Source organism: Synechocystis sp. PCC 7509 (genome assembly GCF_000332075.2).
Classification (GTDB): Bacteria; Cyanobacteriota; Cyanobacteriia; order Cyanobacteriales; family Chroococcidiopsidaceae; genus Aliterella.
The window spans coordinates 1,680,033-1,697,147 of sequence record NZ_ALVU02000001.1 but is presented as its reverse complement, the minus strand read 5'-3'; the positions used below and the strand labels follow the sequence as shown (position 1 = coordinate 1,697,147).

Below are 17,115 nucleotides of genomic sequence, written 5' to 3'. Positions count from 1 at the left end.
TTTGTTAATTCTCTCCTTCCTCTGATTGCTTGAGGCTGGAAGCTTCTTCTTCACTTTCGTTAGCCTCTTGCCAATTCCATCGATCGAGATATTTATTAAGCAAATCATTAACTTCTTGATAAGCAAGGTCATAACTATCTATTGTTCTTCGAGATGGTTGACGATTATGAGCTACACAGTTACGCATCTTCTCGATTGCACCCATCTTGTCTTTAATATCTAGCAATAAAGCTGCATCATTCTGATTTTGAACTGGCTTTCGATTTAATTCTGCATATAAAGAATCATAGCTTTCAGAATTACGAATGTTTGATAGTAAATCGCGTAGTTGAGGATCAGGACGATTGTTTAGTTGGACATATTGACTGAAAGTAAGATGAAAAAAATGATTTTCTCTTGTGTTTTGCATTTCTTCAGCAGTTGGCTGCGACGTACATTTGACGATTTCCTCACGCAATAAGTTGTAAAAGTCTCCTTGGTAAGCATTAAGATAGATTAATGTTAAAACGCGCCGTAACTTCATTTCGAGTAAAAAAATTCCTTTAGACCATTGAATAAGGTTCTTACAGAGCAATAGATCTTCAAATTTAACAACATGGGAAATGAGATCCGTTTCAGCTAGAGCTTGAGAAAACTTTTCAACTAAAGCCTGTGCTTCGTCCGTATCTTCGGGTAGTTCAAGTGCAAAACCAAAAATCGTATTACATAAGGTATTTCCATCTTGATCTACTGTCTCATCGCCCAACCTCTTGTGACGAAAGATAAGCATTTGCTTTACTTCGTCACTATTAAAGTCATCAAAATATATTTCTAGGTCATCTATTATTTGAGATAGTAATTCAAATAAAGTCGTACAGATATCTGTTCCAATCTTTTCCTGATAAAAAATTAGAAACTCAAATATCATAAAGGTTTGGCTCCAAGTAGTTGTTCTTCAAACCATTTCTTAGCTTCTTGCCAACCTCTATCTGCTTGCGATCGCAAACGTCGGGCTTCGTTACGACGGTTTTGCACTTCAGCAACGACAGTCTTCTGTATAGCCATACCTGGTACAGGGACAATAACATTTTCCAATTCTGACTTAATGATTGCAGGGTAGTTACCACCACTAGAACGCTGAAGCATTTGCTGAAGACAAATCTGAGAGCGCAGAACGCACCAGAGGTAATCTCGATCAACTAATTTACTGACATAACGAATTACAGCAAAACCAGTTGATGCAATACAACCGTCAAATTCAGTAGAAAGGTAGGCAATAGATCCGTGATGAGGACGAGTAAGGCTAACAATAATATCATCTGTGCGAACAACCATTCGAGCGCGACTAGGAGCTTCCTTTACAGGAACTTCTGACCACCTTGCTTCTCCTGTTTCTGGCTTTACATTGCTAATTTCGATATAACGAAACGTAGAATTTTCATCATCTTCAAGCTTCCAAGTTTCTTTAGAAAAACTCACTAGCGATCCAAGAGATGCAGTAATAGTTGTGGAAAGTAAGCGGCTGACTTGTTTAAAGCTAGGAGCATGAAAATGAGGATCAAAGCGTCCGTTAATACCAGAGCATTGGATGGAAAACACCTTACGATCGTCTTTATCGGGACGATCGAGTCCAAGAGTATTTAGTAGATAATTATCAAGACTAGAAAGGAGAGCATCGGCTTGTGCTAGTTTTTGTTTTCGCTGCGATCGCGCCTCATCCATAGCAGCAACAAGTTCAGTTTGTGTTGCGATTGGCGGCACTGGTATTTGTATGTTCTTGAACTCTTCCTTATTGATGTTTGGCTGTCCAGACGGACGTTGAATTGCTGCAACCCAACGTGCATAAACATCTGTTTTTGTAAAGAAGTAAACAAATCTTGGCAAAACATTGTATTTATTTAGTCTAAAGCGGATGCAATAGCCAGCAAAAATGGCAGGTTCGCTTGTATCTTCATGAAGGTAGGTTTTTCCAACGGTTGCACCACTACGTGCAAAAAGCAAATCATCTTTGATAAGTTCATGATCTAAATCAACTGGATCAGCCGTCAAAAACTCGTGATCTGTCTCAATACCGTCATCATCAAAATCTGTAATTCTTATATAACGGGGCTGATTTTGATTAATTCGAGGGACAGCACGGGAAGCCGCTCCATAAGCAGGTTCTTGCATAACCAAGCTTCCTAGCTTTTGCAATGGATAATTAACGGATGACAAGTTTTCTCGCAAGGCAAAATATTTTGCATCCAATCTGTCTTTTAGATTGCCCCGATTTAGTGCAAAACAAGAACTAATTGCACTATCGGGGCTTAGACGAAAAAAGGTGTTGGATCTCTTTGAAACTCTCGCCACTGAGCAACTAATCCAGTATCAGGAATAATTTCGCGGTGACGTTCACTCCATCCTGGTTCTTTAGGATTAACCGTACTCCACTCAAAATAAACGCGGTAATCGAACAGATCGCAGCTTTGTCGCTCTACTTTCTCTTTCTCTAGAATTTCACTCTCGACCGTTACATTAAAAGTTTTCCGTCCTGTTGCGTCATAGCCAATATTTTCAGCCAGCGCCATAAAAATCGGCGCATCATTGGGTACTGTTTCCCCATCCTGCAATCGACGGAGAAAAATAATACTCGCTTTCACCCCAGCATCGTAATAAGCAAAAGCAAACTGAGGTAAGCTAACTACTGCCAGAATTTGGAAATGTGACAGCATCCAATTACGTACCCCTTGCAGTGAAGAATTAGTAAGAATCCCGTCAGGTAATACGATGGCTGCACGCCCTTCACCCGGCTTAAGATAAGACCAAACCCGTTCTATAAACAAAATTTCCGTTTTGATGCTAGTACGGGCTTTTACCGCTTTTGCTCCCCGCTTTGCATCTCTCTCGCCTTGCTCGGATTCGTCTGGTTCTGTACCAGTTGTAGATTTGTTCAAATACCTACGTAAATCAAACTGATCGAGATACCCATCACCTTTTTCAGTTCCCTTGACTACCGAACCGAAAGGCGGATTTGTCAAGATTAAGTCAAATTTACCTGGAACAAGCTCAGGCTTAATTGCAGTTAACTTAGTCAAAAAATCCAGCGCATCATGTCCCACAATATTGGTATGACCATCATCATGAATAATCATATTCATCTTGGCGACACGGGCTAGTTCTTCATTGATTTCAATTCCAAATAGATTATGTTCTGCAAAGTCATGCCAGTGCTTGTAATGACTGATACCTTGAGGCGAATCAGTTTTATAATTAGGATAACGGCGATTTGCTTCCCGGCGAATGTGGTCAAGCGCATAAAGCAAAAAGCCCCCCGATCCACAAGCAGGATCAAGCACTAGCTGCTTACGCTCTGGGTTCAGCACTTCGATAGAAAAAGCGATAAGTTCACGAGGCGTAAAGTATTGACCAAAATCACCTTTGAAGAAACCGCCCATGAACTCCTCAAAAGCGACACCTTTTGTATCAAGTTCTGTCCGATCGAGCGAAATTCCTTCTAAATGCTCGACAACCTGTGCAAGGACTGGTGGCTCTACATTAATTGGGTCGGTAAAAACGCCTGGTTCTTGTTCCTGTTCGGTTGCATAAAGCTTAAAAATACGTTTAGCAAGCTCATCACTGCTCTCACCATCTCGACGCTGAAAGGCATAAGGTTCACCATCTTGACGATCTTCGTTTTTCTCATCTCGATGTTTAACAAAGACAATCTTACAAAACTCGCCAAAAGCAGCAATTGGACTACGGCGACCACCTTCCCAAAGAGTCTGATGGCATTTGCGGATGGCAGAACGTAGTTTATCACGGGAAACAGCAGAGAGATCCTGTCCAGGTTTGTTTTTGTAAAACCGCCATTGGGGAGGATTCCCATAGCGTTTTGGAATATCTGTTAGGTGGTTGCGCTCTCGCTCACCAGGTGGAAATTTGTCAAAGCGCAGAAGGCGACGGGTTAAACCTGCGATCGCACCACAAAACGGAGAACCAAGACTTGCTCGATTACCGCAGGCTTGCTCGATAGATTGAGCAAACTCAGCATCGCTAATATCTGAACGCTTTGCCTCAAAAACAAAATAAGGCTCTTTGCACTCCTCATCTTTGTAAATCACCAAGTCAGCGAAGTCATTGGGAGTCCGGCGTGGTACTCTCACCTCAAACCGAATCCGGCTGGGATCGTATTCGTATTTGTAGATCAATTCAGCCCAAAACTCAGCCCGAACTTTCTCTTCCGGATCAGACCATCGCTCAGAGTGATCGGTCGCAATGTAGTAAATACATTCCTTTTTGCCTTCCCCTGCAAGCCTAGCATGACCGTCCTCAATCGCCTGTTCGAGATAAGTCTTGAGATTTTCTACCGACATTATTAATGTTCGTTAATTTAAGCTTGATCCGGTTATAGTTTAGCCCTGAATTGGTTCGATCTTGCCTATTATCACCTTAATTTTTGTATTAGATTGCTTTGGGTTTGACGCATAGCTATTTATCATAACGTCAGTTCGGGATAAGGAAAGAGCCAAAAAAGGGGCAAAACAGGTAGTCTGAAAGTACCAACTAATCAATCCACCTGGCTGCCTTATGCTCAGTTTAGAGGAACTATTCTGCTCCGTCGATGATTTTTGCCAAATCTTTGAACCACGGTGGGAGCAACAATTGCTTGGTCACAAATTACAACGGCGCAAACGTAGGCGCACCCTATGCTTGAGCGAAATTATGACGATTATGATTAGCTTTCACCAGTCTTGTTACCGGAAGAGTAAAACCTACTACGAGCGAAAAGGTACAAAAACATTGGCAGGCTTATTTTCCATTCCTTGTGAGTTACAACCGTTTTGTAGAATGGATACCTAGCACTTTAATCCCTTTGTGCGCCTATCTGCGTTCTCGTTTTGGTTCTTGCAGTGGTATCAGCTTCATGGACTCCACTAGCTTGAGAGTCTGTCACAATAAGCGCATCCATCAGCATAAAGTGTTTCAGAATCTTGCTGCTCGTGGCAAGACCTCGGTAGATTGGTTTTTCGGTTTTAAACTACATCTGGTGGTCAATGATAAAGGTGAATTACTTAACTTTCAGGTGACTCCAGGCAACATTGACGACCGTAAACCTGTTCCAAAATTACTACAACAACTTTTCGGTAAGGTGTTTGCTGATAAAGGCTACATTTCTCTACAACTTGCCAAAAAATTGCGGGAAAGTGCTGGTATCCAACTTATAACTAAGCTCAAGCGCAACATGAAGCAGCGTTTAATGCCTCTATTTGAGCGACTTCTATTACGTAAAGTCTTCCGGGGGAAGATTCCCCCGGAGAGCTTTACGTAAACGTGCGGTAATCGAAACTATTATTGATCAATTGAAGAATATTTCCCAGATAGAACATTCTCGGCATCGTTCGCCAGTCAACTGCTTTGTGTTTTCATTCTTTGTGGATTGATTGCTTATTGCCATCAGCCCAAAAAGCCAGGTATTGCTACCATTCATAATTTGCTTTATTCTGCTTAACCCGAACTGACGTTATCATAATGAAATTTATAGAAAGGATGAAGTAAAATTCTCGCAAAGTGGCTTAAGGAGAGATTTTTACAGTATTTTGGAGAAAAAGTAACTTTTAAGGATACCTCTATGCAACGGCAATTAATTAATGACAAAAAGTATCTGCAACGGTTTATTTTAGCTCTAGGGCTAGTAATTATCGCCCTAAGCGCGATCGCATTTCCAGCCAGCGCTACAGGTATTTATCAAATTCCCAAAGTCACCCCCGGCGCTAGTCCTTGGGTAATCGACCAGTCAGAAGTGCTAAGTCGAATCAATGAAGGCACAATTAGCAGCAACTTAGAAAAACTAGCCAAACAAACCGGAAACGAAGTCCGCATAGTAACCATTCGCCGCCTTGATTACGGTGAAACTCCAGAAAGCTTTGCTAAAGGACTGTTTAAGAAATGGTTTCCCACTCCCGAAGCCCAAGCCAATCAAACTTTACTGGTAATAGATACTCTCAGTAGTGGGACAGCGATTGAAACTGGAACAAAATCTTTACTAACCGACGACATCGCTACCAGTGTAGTTAATGAAACCATCCTTGCACCTTTAAAGCAAGATGAGAAATATAATCAAGCATTTTTAGACGCAAGTAGTCGTCTAATTGCCGTTTTATCCGGCGAAACCGACCCCGGCCCGCCCCAAATTGTCGCCAATGTTAGCACCGAACGCACCTTTAAAACTGCGGAAGAAACAGGTAGCAGTAATGCCACCGTGTGGGTAATTGGCTTTTTAATTGCTGCTACTGTTATTCCGATGGCAACTTATTACTTATACGTCAAGTAACTTAATCTTGAATGTACTCTATCCCGTTAATTAGAGCTATTTCAGCCCGGACAAACTCTCGACCTAAATAAGCCGCATGGTCTAAAAGAGTAACTAAACTGGGCTGATTTTTTTCAAAAATTTCAATACAAAGCTCTTTTGCGGTTCTGCCACTAAATACCTTAGTTGGCGTTCTTTCTACCTTGCCCCGAACTGGAATCGGCTTCCCCGTCTCTGGATCGATGGCTAATCCGCGATCGCTAATTATGTTTGTAAAATGCTTGGCACAAATTAGCCCCGCCAACTCATCCAAATAAATAATAAAATAACCACCAGGATCGAGAGCAATAAACCGTCCAGAAAGCTTTTTATCTATTGCCTCTACATCATCCATCCGCACCATAATCAATCCACAATAATCTCTGTATCCATTTCCAGTCTAGTGCTTTGCTGCAAACTATACATGGAAATTGTTAGCTAGTAGTTTTTCCCAATTACCCATTACCAACTTTGTATGAATTCAAACGAGCAATCTATTGTGCCTACAGAATTTTGGCACGGTGTAGAGCAGTTTAATCAAGAACAGTTTTATGCTTGTCACGATACCTTAGAAGCTTTATGGATGGAAGCTACAGAGCCACAAAAAACCTTTTATCAAGGAATTTTACAAATTGCTGTAGCCCTTTATCATCTAGGAAATTCCAACGTGCGTGGTGCTTGTATTTTGCTGGGCGAAGGGACTAATAAACTATCGCGTTACCCCGAAAGTTATGCAGGTATTGATGTTGATGAATTGTTAGATGCTAGTACAGCTTTATTGACGCAACTACAACAAAACGTCAAGTCTTTGCTTTTATTGCCTAAAATTAATTTGATTGCGGATGCTGAACCATAGATATTTCTGGAACTTGCCCGTCGGGTAATGGGTCTAGGAGTTAAGTTAGAATTGGCATACAACGAGCGATCGCGCTCTTGGTGCTTTGACTACAAACAACTACGCGCGATTGTGGCGATTATTCTAAACTTATTTTTATGAAGCCTTTATCCTCAAATCCCTCTTGGCGGCGTTACATCAACCGGATTTTGGTATTACCAACTATTGTCAGTGCGATCGCTTTTACTATGCCTTCGCCACTCAAAAGTCAACCGACAACCGATGGACGTGCTTTAACGGTAAAGGCGCAAATTCAAGAAGCCAATTCCAAAACTGGAGTAGTTACCGCTCGCGGTAATGTAGAAATGTTTTATCCTGCCCGCAAAATCCAAGCAACGGCGGCTCAAGCTCAATATTTTAGCCGCGAACGCCGAATTGTTTTAAGTGGCAATGTCTATGTATTGCAAGAAGGAAACAGTATTCAAGGAGAAAATATTACGTATTTGATTGATGAAGGTAGATTTATTGCCACTCCCAAAACTAACGGGCAGGTAGAATCAATTTATATTATTAACGATCCAAATCCTGCTACTACACCCCAAACCGCCCCTGCAACTCCAGCTTTTAACCGCAAAAGCACTGCGAAAAAATAATGAAAATTCTCCTAGAGAATATTCATAAGTCCTACGGTAAACGCCAAATTGTCAATCGCGTCAATCTTTCTGTGGCTCAAGGAGAAGTTGTCGGTTTACTAGGCCCCAATGGCGCAGGTAAAACTACAACTTTTTATATTGCTACAGGCTTAGAAAGACCAAATCAAGGCAAAGTATGGCTTGACGATCGCGATATTACGGCTTTACCCATTCACAAACGAGCGCGGCTAGGAATTGGTTATTTAGCCCAAGAAGCCAGCATTTTTAGGCAATTGAGCGTCGCTGAAAATATTTTATTAGTATTAGAGCAAACAAACGTACCGCGCCGAGAATGGGATGGACGCTTGCATACTTTGTTGCGGGAATTTCGGTTAGAAAGCGTCGCCAAAACCAAAGGAATCCAGGTTTCGGGGGGAGAAAGGCGACGCACGGAACTAGCTAGAGCCTTAGCCGCCGGAAAAGAAGGTCCAAAGTTTTTATTGTTAGATGAGCCTTTTGCGGGGGTAGATCCGATCGCTGTGGCTGAGATTCAGGCAATGATCGAAAAATTACGCGATCGCCAAATCGGCATTTTAATCACCGATCACAATGTCCGCGAAACTCTAGCAATTACCGACCGAGCATATATCATGCGGGAAGGACAAATTTTAGCTTCCGGTAATGCCGAAGAACTTTATAGCAACCCCCTTGTCCGTCAATACTACTTGGGTAGTAACTTTCAAGCCTAAAAATTTCAAACTATGAACAGTTACAAGTTCACCTCTATGATTCCCAGACCTGCGGTTATGGATCGCTACATTGCCAGCGAACTATTAGCGCCGTTTTTGTTTGGGGTGGGGGCTTTTTCTTCGGTGGGAGTAGCGGTCGGGATTTTATTTGACTTGGTGAGAAAAATAGTTGAGACAGGGTTGCCCATTGCCATCGCTTCTCAAGTATTTTTGCTCAATTTACCAGCTTTTATTGTTCTAGCTTTCCCCATGTCTACGCTGCTTTCGGCTTTGATGACTTATAGCCGCCTTTCGAGCGATAGCGAACTAATTGCCTTGCGTAGTAGTGGCGTAAGTATATATAGATTAGTTCTCCCGGCGGTGGTTTTGAGTTTTGTAGTTACAGGTATCACTTTCTTTTTTAACGAACAATTAGTTCCTATAGCTAACTACCAAGCAACCCAAACTTTGCAAAGCGCCTTGAAGCAAAATAAACCCATCTTGCAAGAGCAAAATATTTTTTACCCAGAATACAAAGAAGTTAAACAAGCCGATGGTGAGAAAACTAAGATTTTGTCTCGCTTATTTTACGCCGATAAGTTTGACGGGCAACAAATGCAGGGATTGGTAATTGTCGATCGCTCCGAGGAAGGAATAAATCAAATTTTGGTGTCTGATTCGGCGGCTTGGAATCGGTTACAAAATATTTGGGACTTTTTCAATGGCACTATTTATTTAGTTGCTCCCGATAGTTCTTACCGCAACATTGTCCGCTTTGAACATCAGCAGTTGCAATTACCGCGTACAGCTTTAGATTTAGCCTCAAAAGGGCGAGATTTTGGAGAAATGAATATTGCTCAAGCTAGAGAGCGGTTAAAACTTTTAAATTTGAGTGGAGATGAAAAAAAAATTCGCAAACTCAAAGTTCGCATTCAAGAAAAAATTTCTTTACCTTTTGTTTGTATTGTTTTTGGCTTAGTGGGGGCGGCTTTAGGCACAAACCCCCAAAGAGCCGGAAAAGCGAAAGCTACAAGTTTTGGCATCAGTATAATAGTAATTTTTAGTTACTACTTACTGAGCTTTATTAGCAGCGCCCTCGGTGTAAGTGGTGTAGTTTCCCCAATTGTGTCCGCTTGGTTGCCTACAGCTTTTGGTTTGATGGCTGGGGGACTATTGTTAGTCCGCGCTGCTAGGTAAAGGTACAGACAGGGCTTTACTTACTAAAAGCGTTGATAATTGCGTCGGCAAATTCCGAACACTTTAATGGCTGCACTGGTGGCTCCATCAACCGCGCCAAATCGTAGGTAACATGACCACTAGCTATAGCGTCGCCAATCCCTTGAATAATCAAGTCCGCCGCCTCTTGCCATCCCATATATTCCAGCATCATTACGCCTGAAAGAATCACAGAGCCTGGGTTGACGCGGTCTAATCCGGCGTGTTTGGGGGCTGTACCGTGGGTTGCTTCAAAAATAGCGCAATCATCGCCAATATTTGCCCCAGGGCCCATACCTAACCCGCCGACAACGGCGGCGGCGGCATCGGATAAGTAATCGCCGTTGAGATTCATTGTTGCCAAAATCGAATACTCATCCGGTCTAGTCTGCAATTGTTGGAAAATACTATCAGCAATGCGATCGTTGACCATAACTTTGTCTTTCCATTGCCCATTGCCGTGAGTTGCCCAAATTTGGCTTAAAACCGCCTCTACTTCCTGGCAAATTTGGTTTTGCTTTTCTGGGGTCAAAGAGCTATAACCTGGCTCAATTAGTCTTGCATTAGCCTCTAAACTAAGCTCTGCGTTGCTTTCCTTGTTACCTAAAATCCACGATTCGCGCTCGGTGACGCAATCGCTGCGAAACTCTGTAGTTGCAAGTTCGTAACCCCAATCACGAAAAGCTCCTTCGGTGTATTTCATAATATTGCCCTTATGTACCAAAGTTACCATCTGCTTTGATTTGGGCAACCTTAAAGCGTGTTTTAGCGCCCGCCTAACTAAACGTTGAGATCCCGTTTTGCTAATTGGTTTAATCCCAATCCCTGAATCTAGGGGAATTTGCTTTTTGCCATGTTCGGGAGTAGCGGGGATAAGTTCTTCGTTAAGAATTTTAATTAAGCGCGTGCCGATTTCGCTGCCTTGTTTCCATTCAATGCCTAAATAAATATCTTCGGTATTTTCCCGATAAATAATTACATCCATTTTCTCAGGATATTTGTGCGGCGACGGCGTACCGGGATAATATCGGCAAGGACGGACGCAAGCGTATAAATCGTTAATTTGCCTTAGGGCTACGTTTAGCGACCGAATCCCACCGCCTACGGGGGTAGTTAAAGGGCCTTTGATCGCAATTCCGTACTCTTTGATTGCTTTGAGCGTATCTTCTGGTAAATATTGGTAAGTGCCGTATTGTTCGCAAGCTTCATCTCCGGCGTAGACTCTAAACCAGCTAATTTCTCGCGCACCCTTGTAGGCAATAGCTACCGCCGCATCAATTACCTTTTGACTAGCTGGCCAAATATCAACTCCCGTACCATCACCGCGAATAAAAGGAATAATTGGATTATCTGGAACTATTGGTTCGCCATTATTAAACGTAACTGTTGAACCTGTAGTTGGAGGAGCGATCTTTTCGTACATTCTTAGCCTTTCTCCTGATAATTAAATTAGCTTTTGACCTACTCCCTACCAGGTAGAGAGTAGGTCAATGAAAACGATACAGCACTTTAATCAATTAATTGTGTTTTTTGACGCTTTAGGAGGGTGAGATACACAATTATTTTTTAAATTAGGCAAAAATTACTGGCTGAGAATAACCTTTATCGATAGAGACGTGCGATCGCACGTTCGGCAACTGTTAAATTAGAGATTGCTTATCACCGCGCTCACCTAAAGGGTATGACTATTTCTCCCACCGCTTCCCACCAGCAGAGCGACCGATTGTCTGCTCTTTGCTTGCAGCTAACCACTGGGTCAGAAAAACTACAGCAGCAAGCAATTGTTCAACTAGCTGATTTTGGCAATGACGGCGAACAAGCTTTAATGGAGTTTTTGCAACAACGCCAAACTAATTATCCGACCTGGGTTGATGGTAGTGCTTACCAAGTTATAGCTCGTAGTAACTCCCCAGAAGCAAAAAAATATCTCCAAACTAATTTCCCTCACGGACTTGTTGCGCTCAAATCCGAGAGCGATATTGACTATACTCCATTGCAAAAATTGCTGATTAGTCAAGACTTTCAAGCTGCCGACACTTTAACATTGCGTTTGCTTTGTCAGTTAGCTGGAGCCAGCGCTATCCAAAGAAAATGGCTGTATTTTACAGAAGTTGATAATTTTCCGATTGCCGATTTGCATACTATTAATACTTTATGGTTAATTTTTTCGGAAGGTAAGTTTGGTTTTTCCGTGCAGCGCCAACTTTGGCTCTCTAGTGGTAAAAACTGGGAAAAGCTCTGGGTGCAAATTGGTTGGAAAGATGGCAACAACTGGACTCGCTACCCTAATGAATTTACTTGGAACCTTACCGCACCCATTGGTCACTTACCTTTATCCAATCAACTGCGCGGTGTGAGAGCAATTTCGTCTTTGCTATCTCACAGCGCTTGGAATAGTCCAGCTAAAAATTAGACTTATCCCAGAAAAGTTATTTAGCTTTTTGCGCCTAAATTTAGGTGACATCTCCCCGACCTGAAGGTACGGGGCTTCTAAACTTCACAATTTAGATTTTCTGGTTTTTCCCTTGCGGGGTTTCGCCACTTGCCTAGGCTTCGTTTCCTCTGCCCCCGGTAGTACGGCTGCACAGACACTTTCGATTCCCGACTGTCCATCGGTACTTCTCTTGAAAAACTCTGTGGCGGGAAACCCGCCCCACAGATTTTCCGCAATTAATTCAATTCCTCGATTTCTGATTACGAGTCCACTAGCCACGTCCCTATCGGTTGTGAAACCACATTCAGGACAATTATGCACTCTAACGCTCAAGTCTTTTTTAACTGTCGCCCCACACTCAGGACACTCTTGAGAAGTCCCCCGGCTGTTGACCACTCCAAAGAACTTGCCAGTCTTCCAACACACATATTTGACGATAGTTCGGAATGCTCCAAAACCCCCGTCCAACATACGTTTACCAAACATCCCTTTAGCCATGACGGTATAGTCCAGGTCTTCCATGAAGACCATATCGCCAGCCCCGCAAAGAGCGTGGGCTTGCTTAAAGTGAAAGTCTTTGCGAGTGTTATCAATTTGGTGGTGAACAAGAGCAACTTTGATTCTGGCTTTCTCGTAGTTTTTAGAGCGCTTCTGTTTTCTGCTGAGTCTACGTTGCAGCAATTTCAGCTTGCTTTGCAGACTTTTAAAAAACTTGGGCGGTTTTACCAAAACTCCATCGCTGGTTGCCAGAAACTTCTCAAGTCCGATATCTACACCGATCGCGTGACCGTGTGGCATGGGATCGGGAACGCTAACATCGCACTGCAAAGAGATAGAGGCGTACCATCTATCGGCTTTTTTAAGGATGCGAACTTGCTTGACCACAAACCCATCAGAGATAGGTCGGTGCAGGTTGACTTTGACAAGTCCAAGCTTTGGCAGCAACAAATTGTTGCCTACTACCGGAGACTGTTTGAACTGGGGAAACAGCAAGGACTTGAATTGCCCAAACTTTTTAAAGCGCGGGAAGCCATGACTCAGTTTTTGAAACCCCTCCCAACTTCTATGCAACTGCTTAATTGTCTGTTGCAACACTTGACTGGGTACAAACGCCAGACGCGAGAACTCTTTTTTAGCTCCTGGCAACGCACTATGTTGGACTGCCTCGTTAGGAAAAGGCAAATCCGCCGCCATGACGTACTCTTGACGGATGGAACATCTATCAATCAGACACTTCCGACTATTGCACCAATCCTTGATTTGCCGCAGCCCGTAGTTGTAGGCGTTGCGGCAAATGTCCATCCACTCAATCAACTCCTGTTGTTGGGCGGCTTGGGGATAGATGCGATAGCGATAAGTGAGTGTGAGCATAGCTCTATTTTAACATATTTACTGGAGAATATAACTCCAATAAAATATCAAGCCGTGCTGAAGCAACGGGGCTTTAAACCCGTTTTTCCGGTAAAAATTTTTACAAATAACTTTACTAAATTCTTTCAATTTCTAAGATCGAGGCAGATAGCGTTTTTCAGCCTTCAATCACTTAATTTGCCGGTAAAAATCCTCATTAAAAGCAACATTTTTTACAAAATTTATCCGCAGGATGTTCATCTTGACTTAATTTAGGGAATCTTAAGAGCAATAGATTGGCTGAAAAGATGAGTCTAGATTGAATACACATTGTTTGGCGCGTGTCAAGGTAGGAATAAGTGATGGTAGAACCAGGAAATAGGCTAGTTGGTCGATTAGTCAATTCGGAAAGTACGCTAGTGGAGCAAGAAAACAAAAGACTCAGAGCATTGACAGAGTTAGGGTTGCTGCAAACAACAACTATTCCAGTTTTTGAGGAAGCAACTCAAACGGCGGCGGAATTATTGGATGCCCCAATTTGTATATTGGGAATTGTTGATCGTCACCGCCATTGGTTCAAATCCGCCGTAGGTTTATCGCGGCTAGGATTGATGAATAAAATTGCTCAAGAGCGGCAGTTGCCAAAAGAAGAATCATTTTGCAACTATGTAGTAGAACGTCATCAAGTTTTGGTAATCAACGACACTCTGCTATCGCCAGAGTTCACCCAAAAGATGTTGGTGCAGCAATATGGCATTCGTGCTTATTTGGGAGTGCCGTTAATTGATACCCAAGGAAACTGTTTAGGGGCGATCGCCATTATGGAGCAGTTACCGCGTACCTTTACCGCCAAAGACATCCAAAGTTTAGAAATTATTGCCCGTTGGAGTATGAGCGAGTTTGAACGTCTGTGGTTGCTCGATCGCAAATTAAACCCAGAATCGTTGAATTCTTATCAGGCAACATTATCTCAACCCATAGCTATCAAAGCAGATTTATTAACAAAATCAATTACTGAGAAAGTAGAAGCGAACGCCGAGGGATCGCTTAATTCTCAATCTAATCGAGCAAAAATAGTTTTTTCCGCAGAATTTATTACCCAAACATTAAATGTCAAGCTCGAACTACTAGAGCAGCTAATTCAAGAACTGCGCACCCCTCTAACCTCAATTTTGGGAATGGCGACGGTATTGAGTCGCGAAATTTATGGACCTTTGATGACAAAACAAAAAGAATATCTAGAAATTGTGCAAAAAAGCGGTCGATACTTACTATCGCTAGTCAATGAAATTTCGGAACTAGGAACTATAACTACCAAAATTGAAGACCTGGATCTTTCTACAGTAGATATTGAAATGCTCTGTCAGCAAGTCACCCATAACTTGGAAGACAGTGCAAAACGTAAAGAACAACAAATTCGTTTATCTGTAGAACGCGATCGCACTCGTGCTTGGGTGATAGACAAAGAAAAAGTGAGACAAATGCTGTACCATTTGCTCTTTAGCATTATTCAATCGACTAGCACTAGCACCATTATTCGCATCCATGTGTTTAGTTCGATGGAAAACAAAAAAATTGCTGTATCAGTCTATCATCCCTGGCTAGGAGATGGTTTGACAGATGTTGAACCAATGTTTGAGCGCTTGCCAGCACTCAACAATCCTCAATTAAGTGCAATTGGTGATAAGTCGGCGATCGTCCATCAGCCAACCAAATATGAAGATTTTGCTTTACCAACCGATGTTAGTTGCTCTTTAGAGAATTTGGAAAGTTTAAATGCGGAAGTAATAGAGCAAATTGATAGCCATATTACAAAAAAATTGCACTTCCTTAGCGATCTGCGCCTTTCACTAAGTTGTCATTTGGCACAATTGCATGGTGGAGAAATAGCGGTCGAATTGACCCCAGACGCTGGATATCGTTATTTATTAAGTTTGCCTAACTTAGAGCTACCACAAAATAATTCCTAGCTGTCAAAGTTTGGTAATTTTGTGGATAATAAGCTTCAATACTGCCCTTAATAGTTTTGAGGCTAGATTGGGTTTGGCGTAAATTTAAGATGCTATTGCTTTAATCTAGTTCCAGCTTTTTTTTCCTATGAATTCAATTTGGCAACAATTTACTCTAGGCAACTTGCAACTGCAACAGTGGCAAAATGCCAGCTACCTCCACCGTCCGATTGGACTACTACGCAACTGGCGACAAAGCAGTTGGTTGATGCAATGGTCGGAACCCTTGGGAGCATTATTAGTTAGCTTGGTAATCGGACTTGCGCCTTTTGTCTCTAACGATTTAGTCAAAGTGTTGCTGCTTGCTTGTGCTAGTTTTTGGTTGCTGCTAACGGTGGCAGATGATGCCAAAACTAAAGCTACTCCGATTCATTGGTTAGTATTGCTGTATTGGGCAATTGCTACAGTGGCAACGGCTTTATCTCCTGTCAAGGCTGATGCTTTTGCAGGCTTGATGAAGCTAACTTCTTATTTAGTGCTATTTGCCTTGTCAGCGCGGGTAATGCGACGGCCTCGGCTGCGCTCAATTGTCATTGGTGTTTATCTTCATGTTGCTCTCATTGTCAGTGTGTACGGAGTGCAGCAATGGTTTGATAAAGTAGAACCCCTAGCAACTTGGAACGATCCAACTTCGACGCAAGCAACGGCAACGCGAGTTTATAGTTATTTAGGTAATCCCAATTTACTTGCGGGCTACTTGTTACCTGCCTTAATTTTAAGTTTGGTAGCCATGTTTGCTTGGCAAAGGTGGACGGCAAAAGCTTTAGCTTTAACCATGTTTTTAGTTAATGGTGCGTGTTTGGCTTTTACGGGTAGTCGTGGGGGTTGGATTGCCACAATAGTAGCGATGGTAGCGTTAGTATTATTGCTGCGTCAGTGGTGGGCGCAATATTTGCCGCATTTTTGGCGAAAATGGGCGATCGCCATTGTGATTGGCGGGTTTGGGATTTTATTATTAGCAGCCATAGTTGCGAGCGAATCGTTGCGCGATCGCGTTTTAACTATTTTTGCGGGTAGAGGCGATAGTAGTAACAATTTCCGCCAAAATGTTTGGGCGGCGGTGTTTGAGATGATTCGCGATCGCCCAGTTCTGGGTATCGGCCCTGGTAACAATGCTTTTAATAAAATTTATCCTCTCTACCAACGCCCTCGTTTTACAGCTTTAAGTGCTTACTCAGTGGTGCTAGAAATTGCTGTAGAGACGGGTTTTGTCGGGTTGGCGTGTTTCCTGTGGTTACTGGTCGTCACCTTAAATCAAGCTTGGGTGCAATTGATGCGGATGCGGGAAACAAGAAGTCGTGAAGGTTTTTGGTTAATTGGGGCAACGGCAATTATTATCGGTATGCTGGCTCATGGAGCCGTAGACACTGTTTGGTATCGTCCTGAGATTAATACCCTTTGGTGGTTAATGGTGGCTTTAATTGCCAGCTATTACCCAAATACTCCCGTGCGATCGCCTTTAGCATCTATAGCTTTAAACCAGAAACTGAGCTAATAGGTGATAACGTCGTCGTCTCCTGCGTAAGTTGAGAAGCCCGCGCTATATTACTCTTAATACTTAGCGTTGGGAGATGTCACTATCTGCATTACGCTTAGAAAGCAGCA

At 42.6% G+C, this 17,115-nt stretch carries 14 protein-coding genes and 1 pseudogene; 9 read left to right on the top strand and 6 right to left on the bottom strand.

Annotated elements, in window-relative coordinates; all coding sequences use genetic code 11:
• Positions 1-4: 4 nt before the first annotated feature.
• The 3 genes from SYN7509_RS27545 to SYN7509_RS0208690 form a co-directional block, all read right to left on the bottom strand.
• Positions 5-907 carry a hypothetical protein gene (locus SYN7509_RS27545; RefSeq protein ID WP_009630868.1) on the bottom strand — a complete coding sequence of 301 codons (903 nt, stop codon included), beginning with the start codon at positions 905-907 and terminating at the stop codon, positions 5-7.
• Positions 904-2,148: a restriction endonuclease subunit S gene (locus tag SYN7509_RS0208695; protein WP_009630869.1), complete on the bottom strand. Its 1,245-nt coding sequence runs from the start codon at positions 2,146-2,148 to the stop codon at positions 904-906. The genes SYN7509_RS27545 and SYN7509_RS0208695 overlap by 4 nt, the downstream gene beginning before the upstream one ends.
• Before the next feature lie 137 nt (positions 2,149-2,285).
• Complete coding sequence (locus SYN7509_RS0208690) at positions 2,286-4,331, bottom strand: restriction endonuclease subunit M (protein WP_009630870.1); 2,046 nt, start codon at positions 4,329-4,331, stop codon at positions 2,286-2,288.
• A 214-nt stretch (positions 4,332-4,545) separates the two neighbouring features.
• Between SYN7509_RS0208690 and SYN7509_RS25470 the strand changes: the two are divergent.
• Both SYN7509_RS25470 and psb32 read left to right on the top strand, forming a co-directional pair.
• Positions 4,546-5,467, top strand: a pseudogene (locus SYN7509_RS25470) (IS982 family transposase).
• A 120-nt stretch (positions 5,468-5,587) separates the two neighbouring features.
• On the top strand, positions 5,588-6,289 hold the full coding sequence (gene psb32 / locus SYN7509_RS0208680; protein WP_009630139.1) for a photosystem II repair protein Psb32: 702 nt from the start codon (positions 5,588-5,590) through the stop codon (positions 6,287-6,289).
• A gap of 1 nt (position 6,290) precedes the next feature.
• On the opposite strand, the gene SYN7509_RS0208675 is transcribed toward psb32, so the two are convergent.
• Complete coding sequence (locus SYN7509_RS0208675) at positions 6,291-6,671, bottom strand: DUF4346 domain-containing protein (protein WP_009630138.1); 381 nt, start codon at positions 6,669-6,671, stop codon at positions 6,291-6,293.
• 111 nt (positions 6,672-6,782) lie between these two features.
• Between SYN7509_RS0208675 and SYN7509_RS0208670 the strand changes: the two genes are divergently transcribed.
• From SYN7509_RS0208670 to SYN7509_RS0208650, 4 genes are all read left to right on the top strand, one after another.
• Positions 6,783-7,163 carry a DUF309 domain-containing protein gene (locus tag SYN7509_RS0208670; RefSeq protein ID WP_009630137.1) on the top strand — a complete coding sequence of 127 codons (381 nt, stop codon included), beginning with the start codon at positions 6,783-6,785 and terminating at the stop codon, positions 7,161-7,163.
• 137 nt (positions 7,164-7,300) lie between these two features.
• Positions 7,301-7,795 carry an LptA/OstA family protein gene (locus tag SYN7509_RS0208660; protein ID WP_009630136.1) on the top strand — a complete coding sequence of 165 codons (495 nt, stop codon included), beginning with the start codon at positions 7,301-7,303 and terminating at the stop codon, positions 7,793-7,795.
• Positions 7,795-8,523, top strand: a complete 729-nt coding sequence (gene lptB, locus SYN7509_RS0208655; protein ID WP_009630135.1) for an LPS export ABC transporter ATP-binding protein — start codon at positions 7,795-7,797, stop codon at positions 8,521-8,523. Before SYN7509_RS0208660 ends, lptB begins: the two co-directional genes overlap by 1 nt.
• A gap of 12 nt (positions 8,524-8,535) precedes the next feature.
• Positions 8,536-9,699 carry an LptF/LptG family permease gene (locus SYN7509_RS0208650; protein ID WP_028954198.1) on the top strand — a complete coding sequence of 388 codons (1,164 nt, stop codon included), beginning with the start codon at positions 8,536-8,538 and terminating at the stop codon, positions 9,697-9,699.
• Positions 9,700-9,715: 16 nt separating this feature from the next.
• Here the strand turns inward: SYN7509_RS0208650 and SYN7509_RS0208645 are convergent, their stop codons facing one another.
• Complete coding sequence (locus SYN7509_RS0208645) at positions 9,716-11,140, bottom strand: NADP-dependent isocitrate dehydrogenase (protein ID WP_009630133.1); 1,425 nt, start codon at positions 11,138-11,140, stop codon at positions 9,716-9,718.
• Between the two features lie 258 nt (positions 11,141-11,398).
• Here SYN7509_RS0208645 and SYN7509_RS0208640 point away from each other — a divergent pair, with 258 nt between their 5' ends.
• Positions 11,399-12,130, top strand: a complete 732-nt coding sequence (locus SYN7509_RS0208640; RefSeq protein ID WP_009630132.1) for a GUN4 domain-containing protein — start codon at positions 11,399-11,401, stop codon at positions 12,128-12,130.
• 84 nt (positions 12,131-12,214) lie between these two features.
• On the opposite strand, the gene SYN7509_RS0208635 is transcribed toward SYN7509_RS0208640, so the two are convergent.
• Complete coding sequence (locus SYN7509_RS0208635) at positions 12,215-13,522, bottom strand: RNA-guided endonuclease InsQ/TnpB family protein (RefSeq protein WP_009630131.1); 1,308 nt, start codon at positions 13,520-13,522, stop codon at positions 12,215-12,217.
• A gap of 341 nt (positions 13,523-13,863) precedes the next feature.
• Here SYN7509_RS0208635 and SYN7509_RS0208630 point away from each other — a divergent pair, with 341 nt between their 5' ends.
• Together SYN7509_RS0208630 and SYN7509_RS0208625 are read left to right on the top strand one after the other, a co-directional pair.
• Positions 13,864-15,471: a GAF domain-containing sensor histidine kinase gene (locus tag SYN7509_RS0208630; protein ID WP_009630333.1), complete on the top strand. Its 1,608-nt coding sequence runs from the start codon at positions 13,864-13,866 to the stop codon at positions 15,469-15,471.
• A gap of 127 nt (positions 15,472-15,598) precedes the next feature.
• Complete coding sequence (locus SYN7509_RS0208625) at positions 15,599-17,005, top strand: IctB family putative bicarbonate transporter (RefSeq protein ID WP_009630334.1); 1,407 nt, start codon at positions 15,599-15,601, stop codon at positions 17,003-17,005.
• The last annotated feature ends 110 nt before the right edge of the window (positions 17,006-17,115 follow it).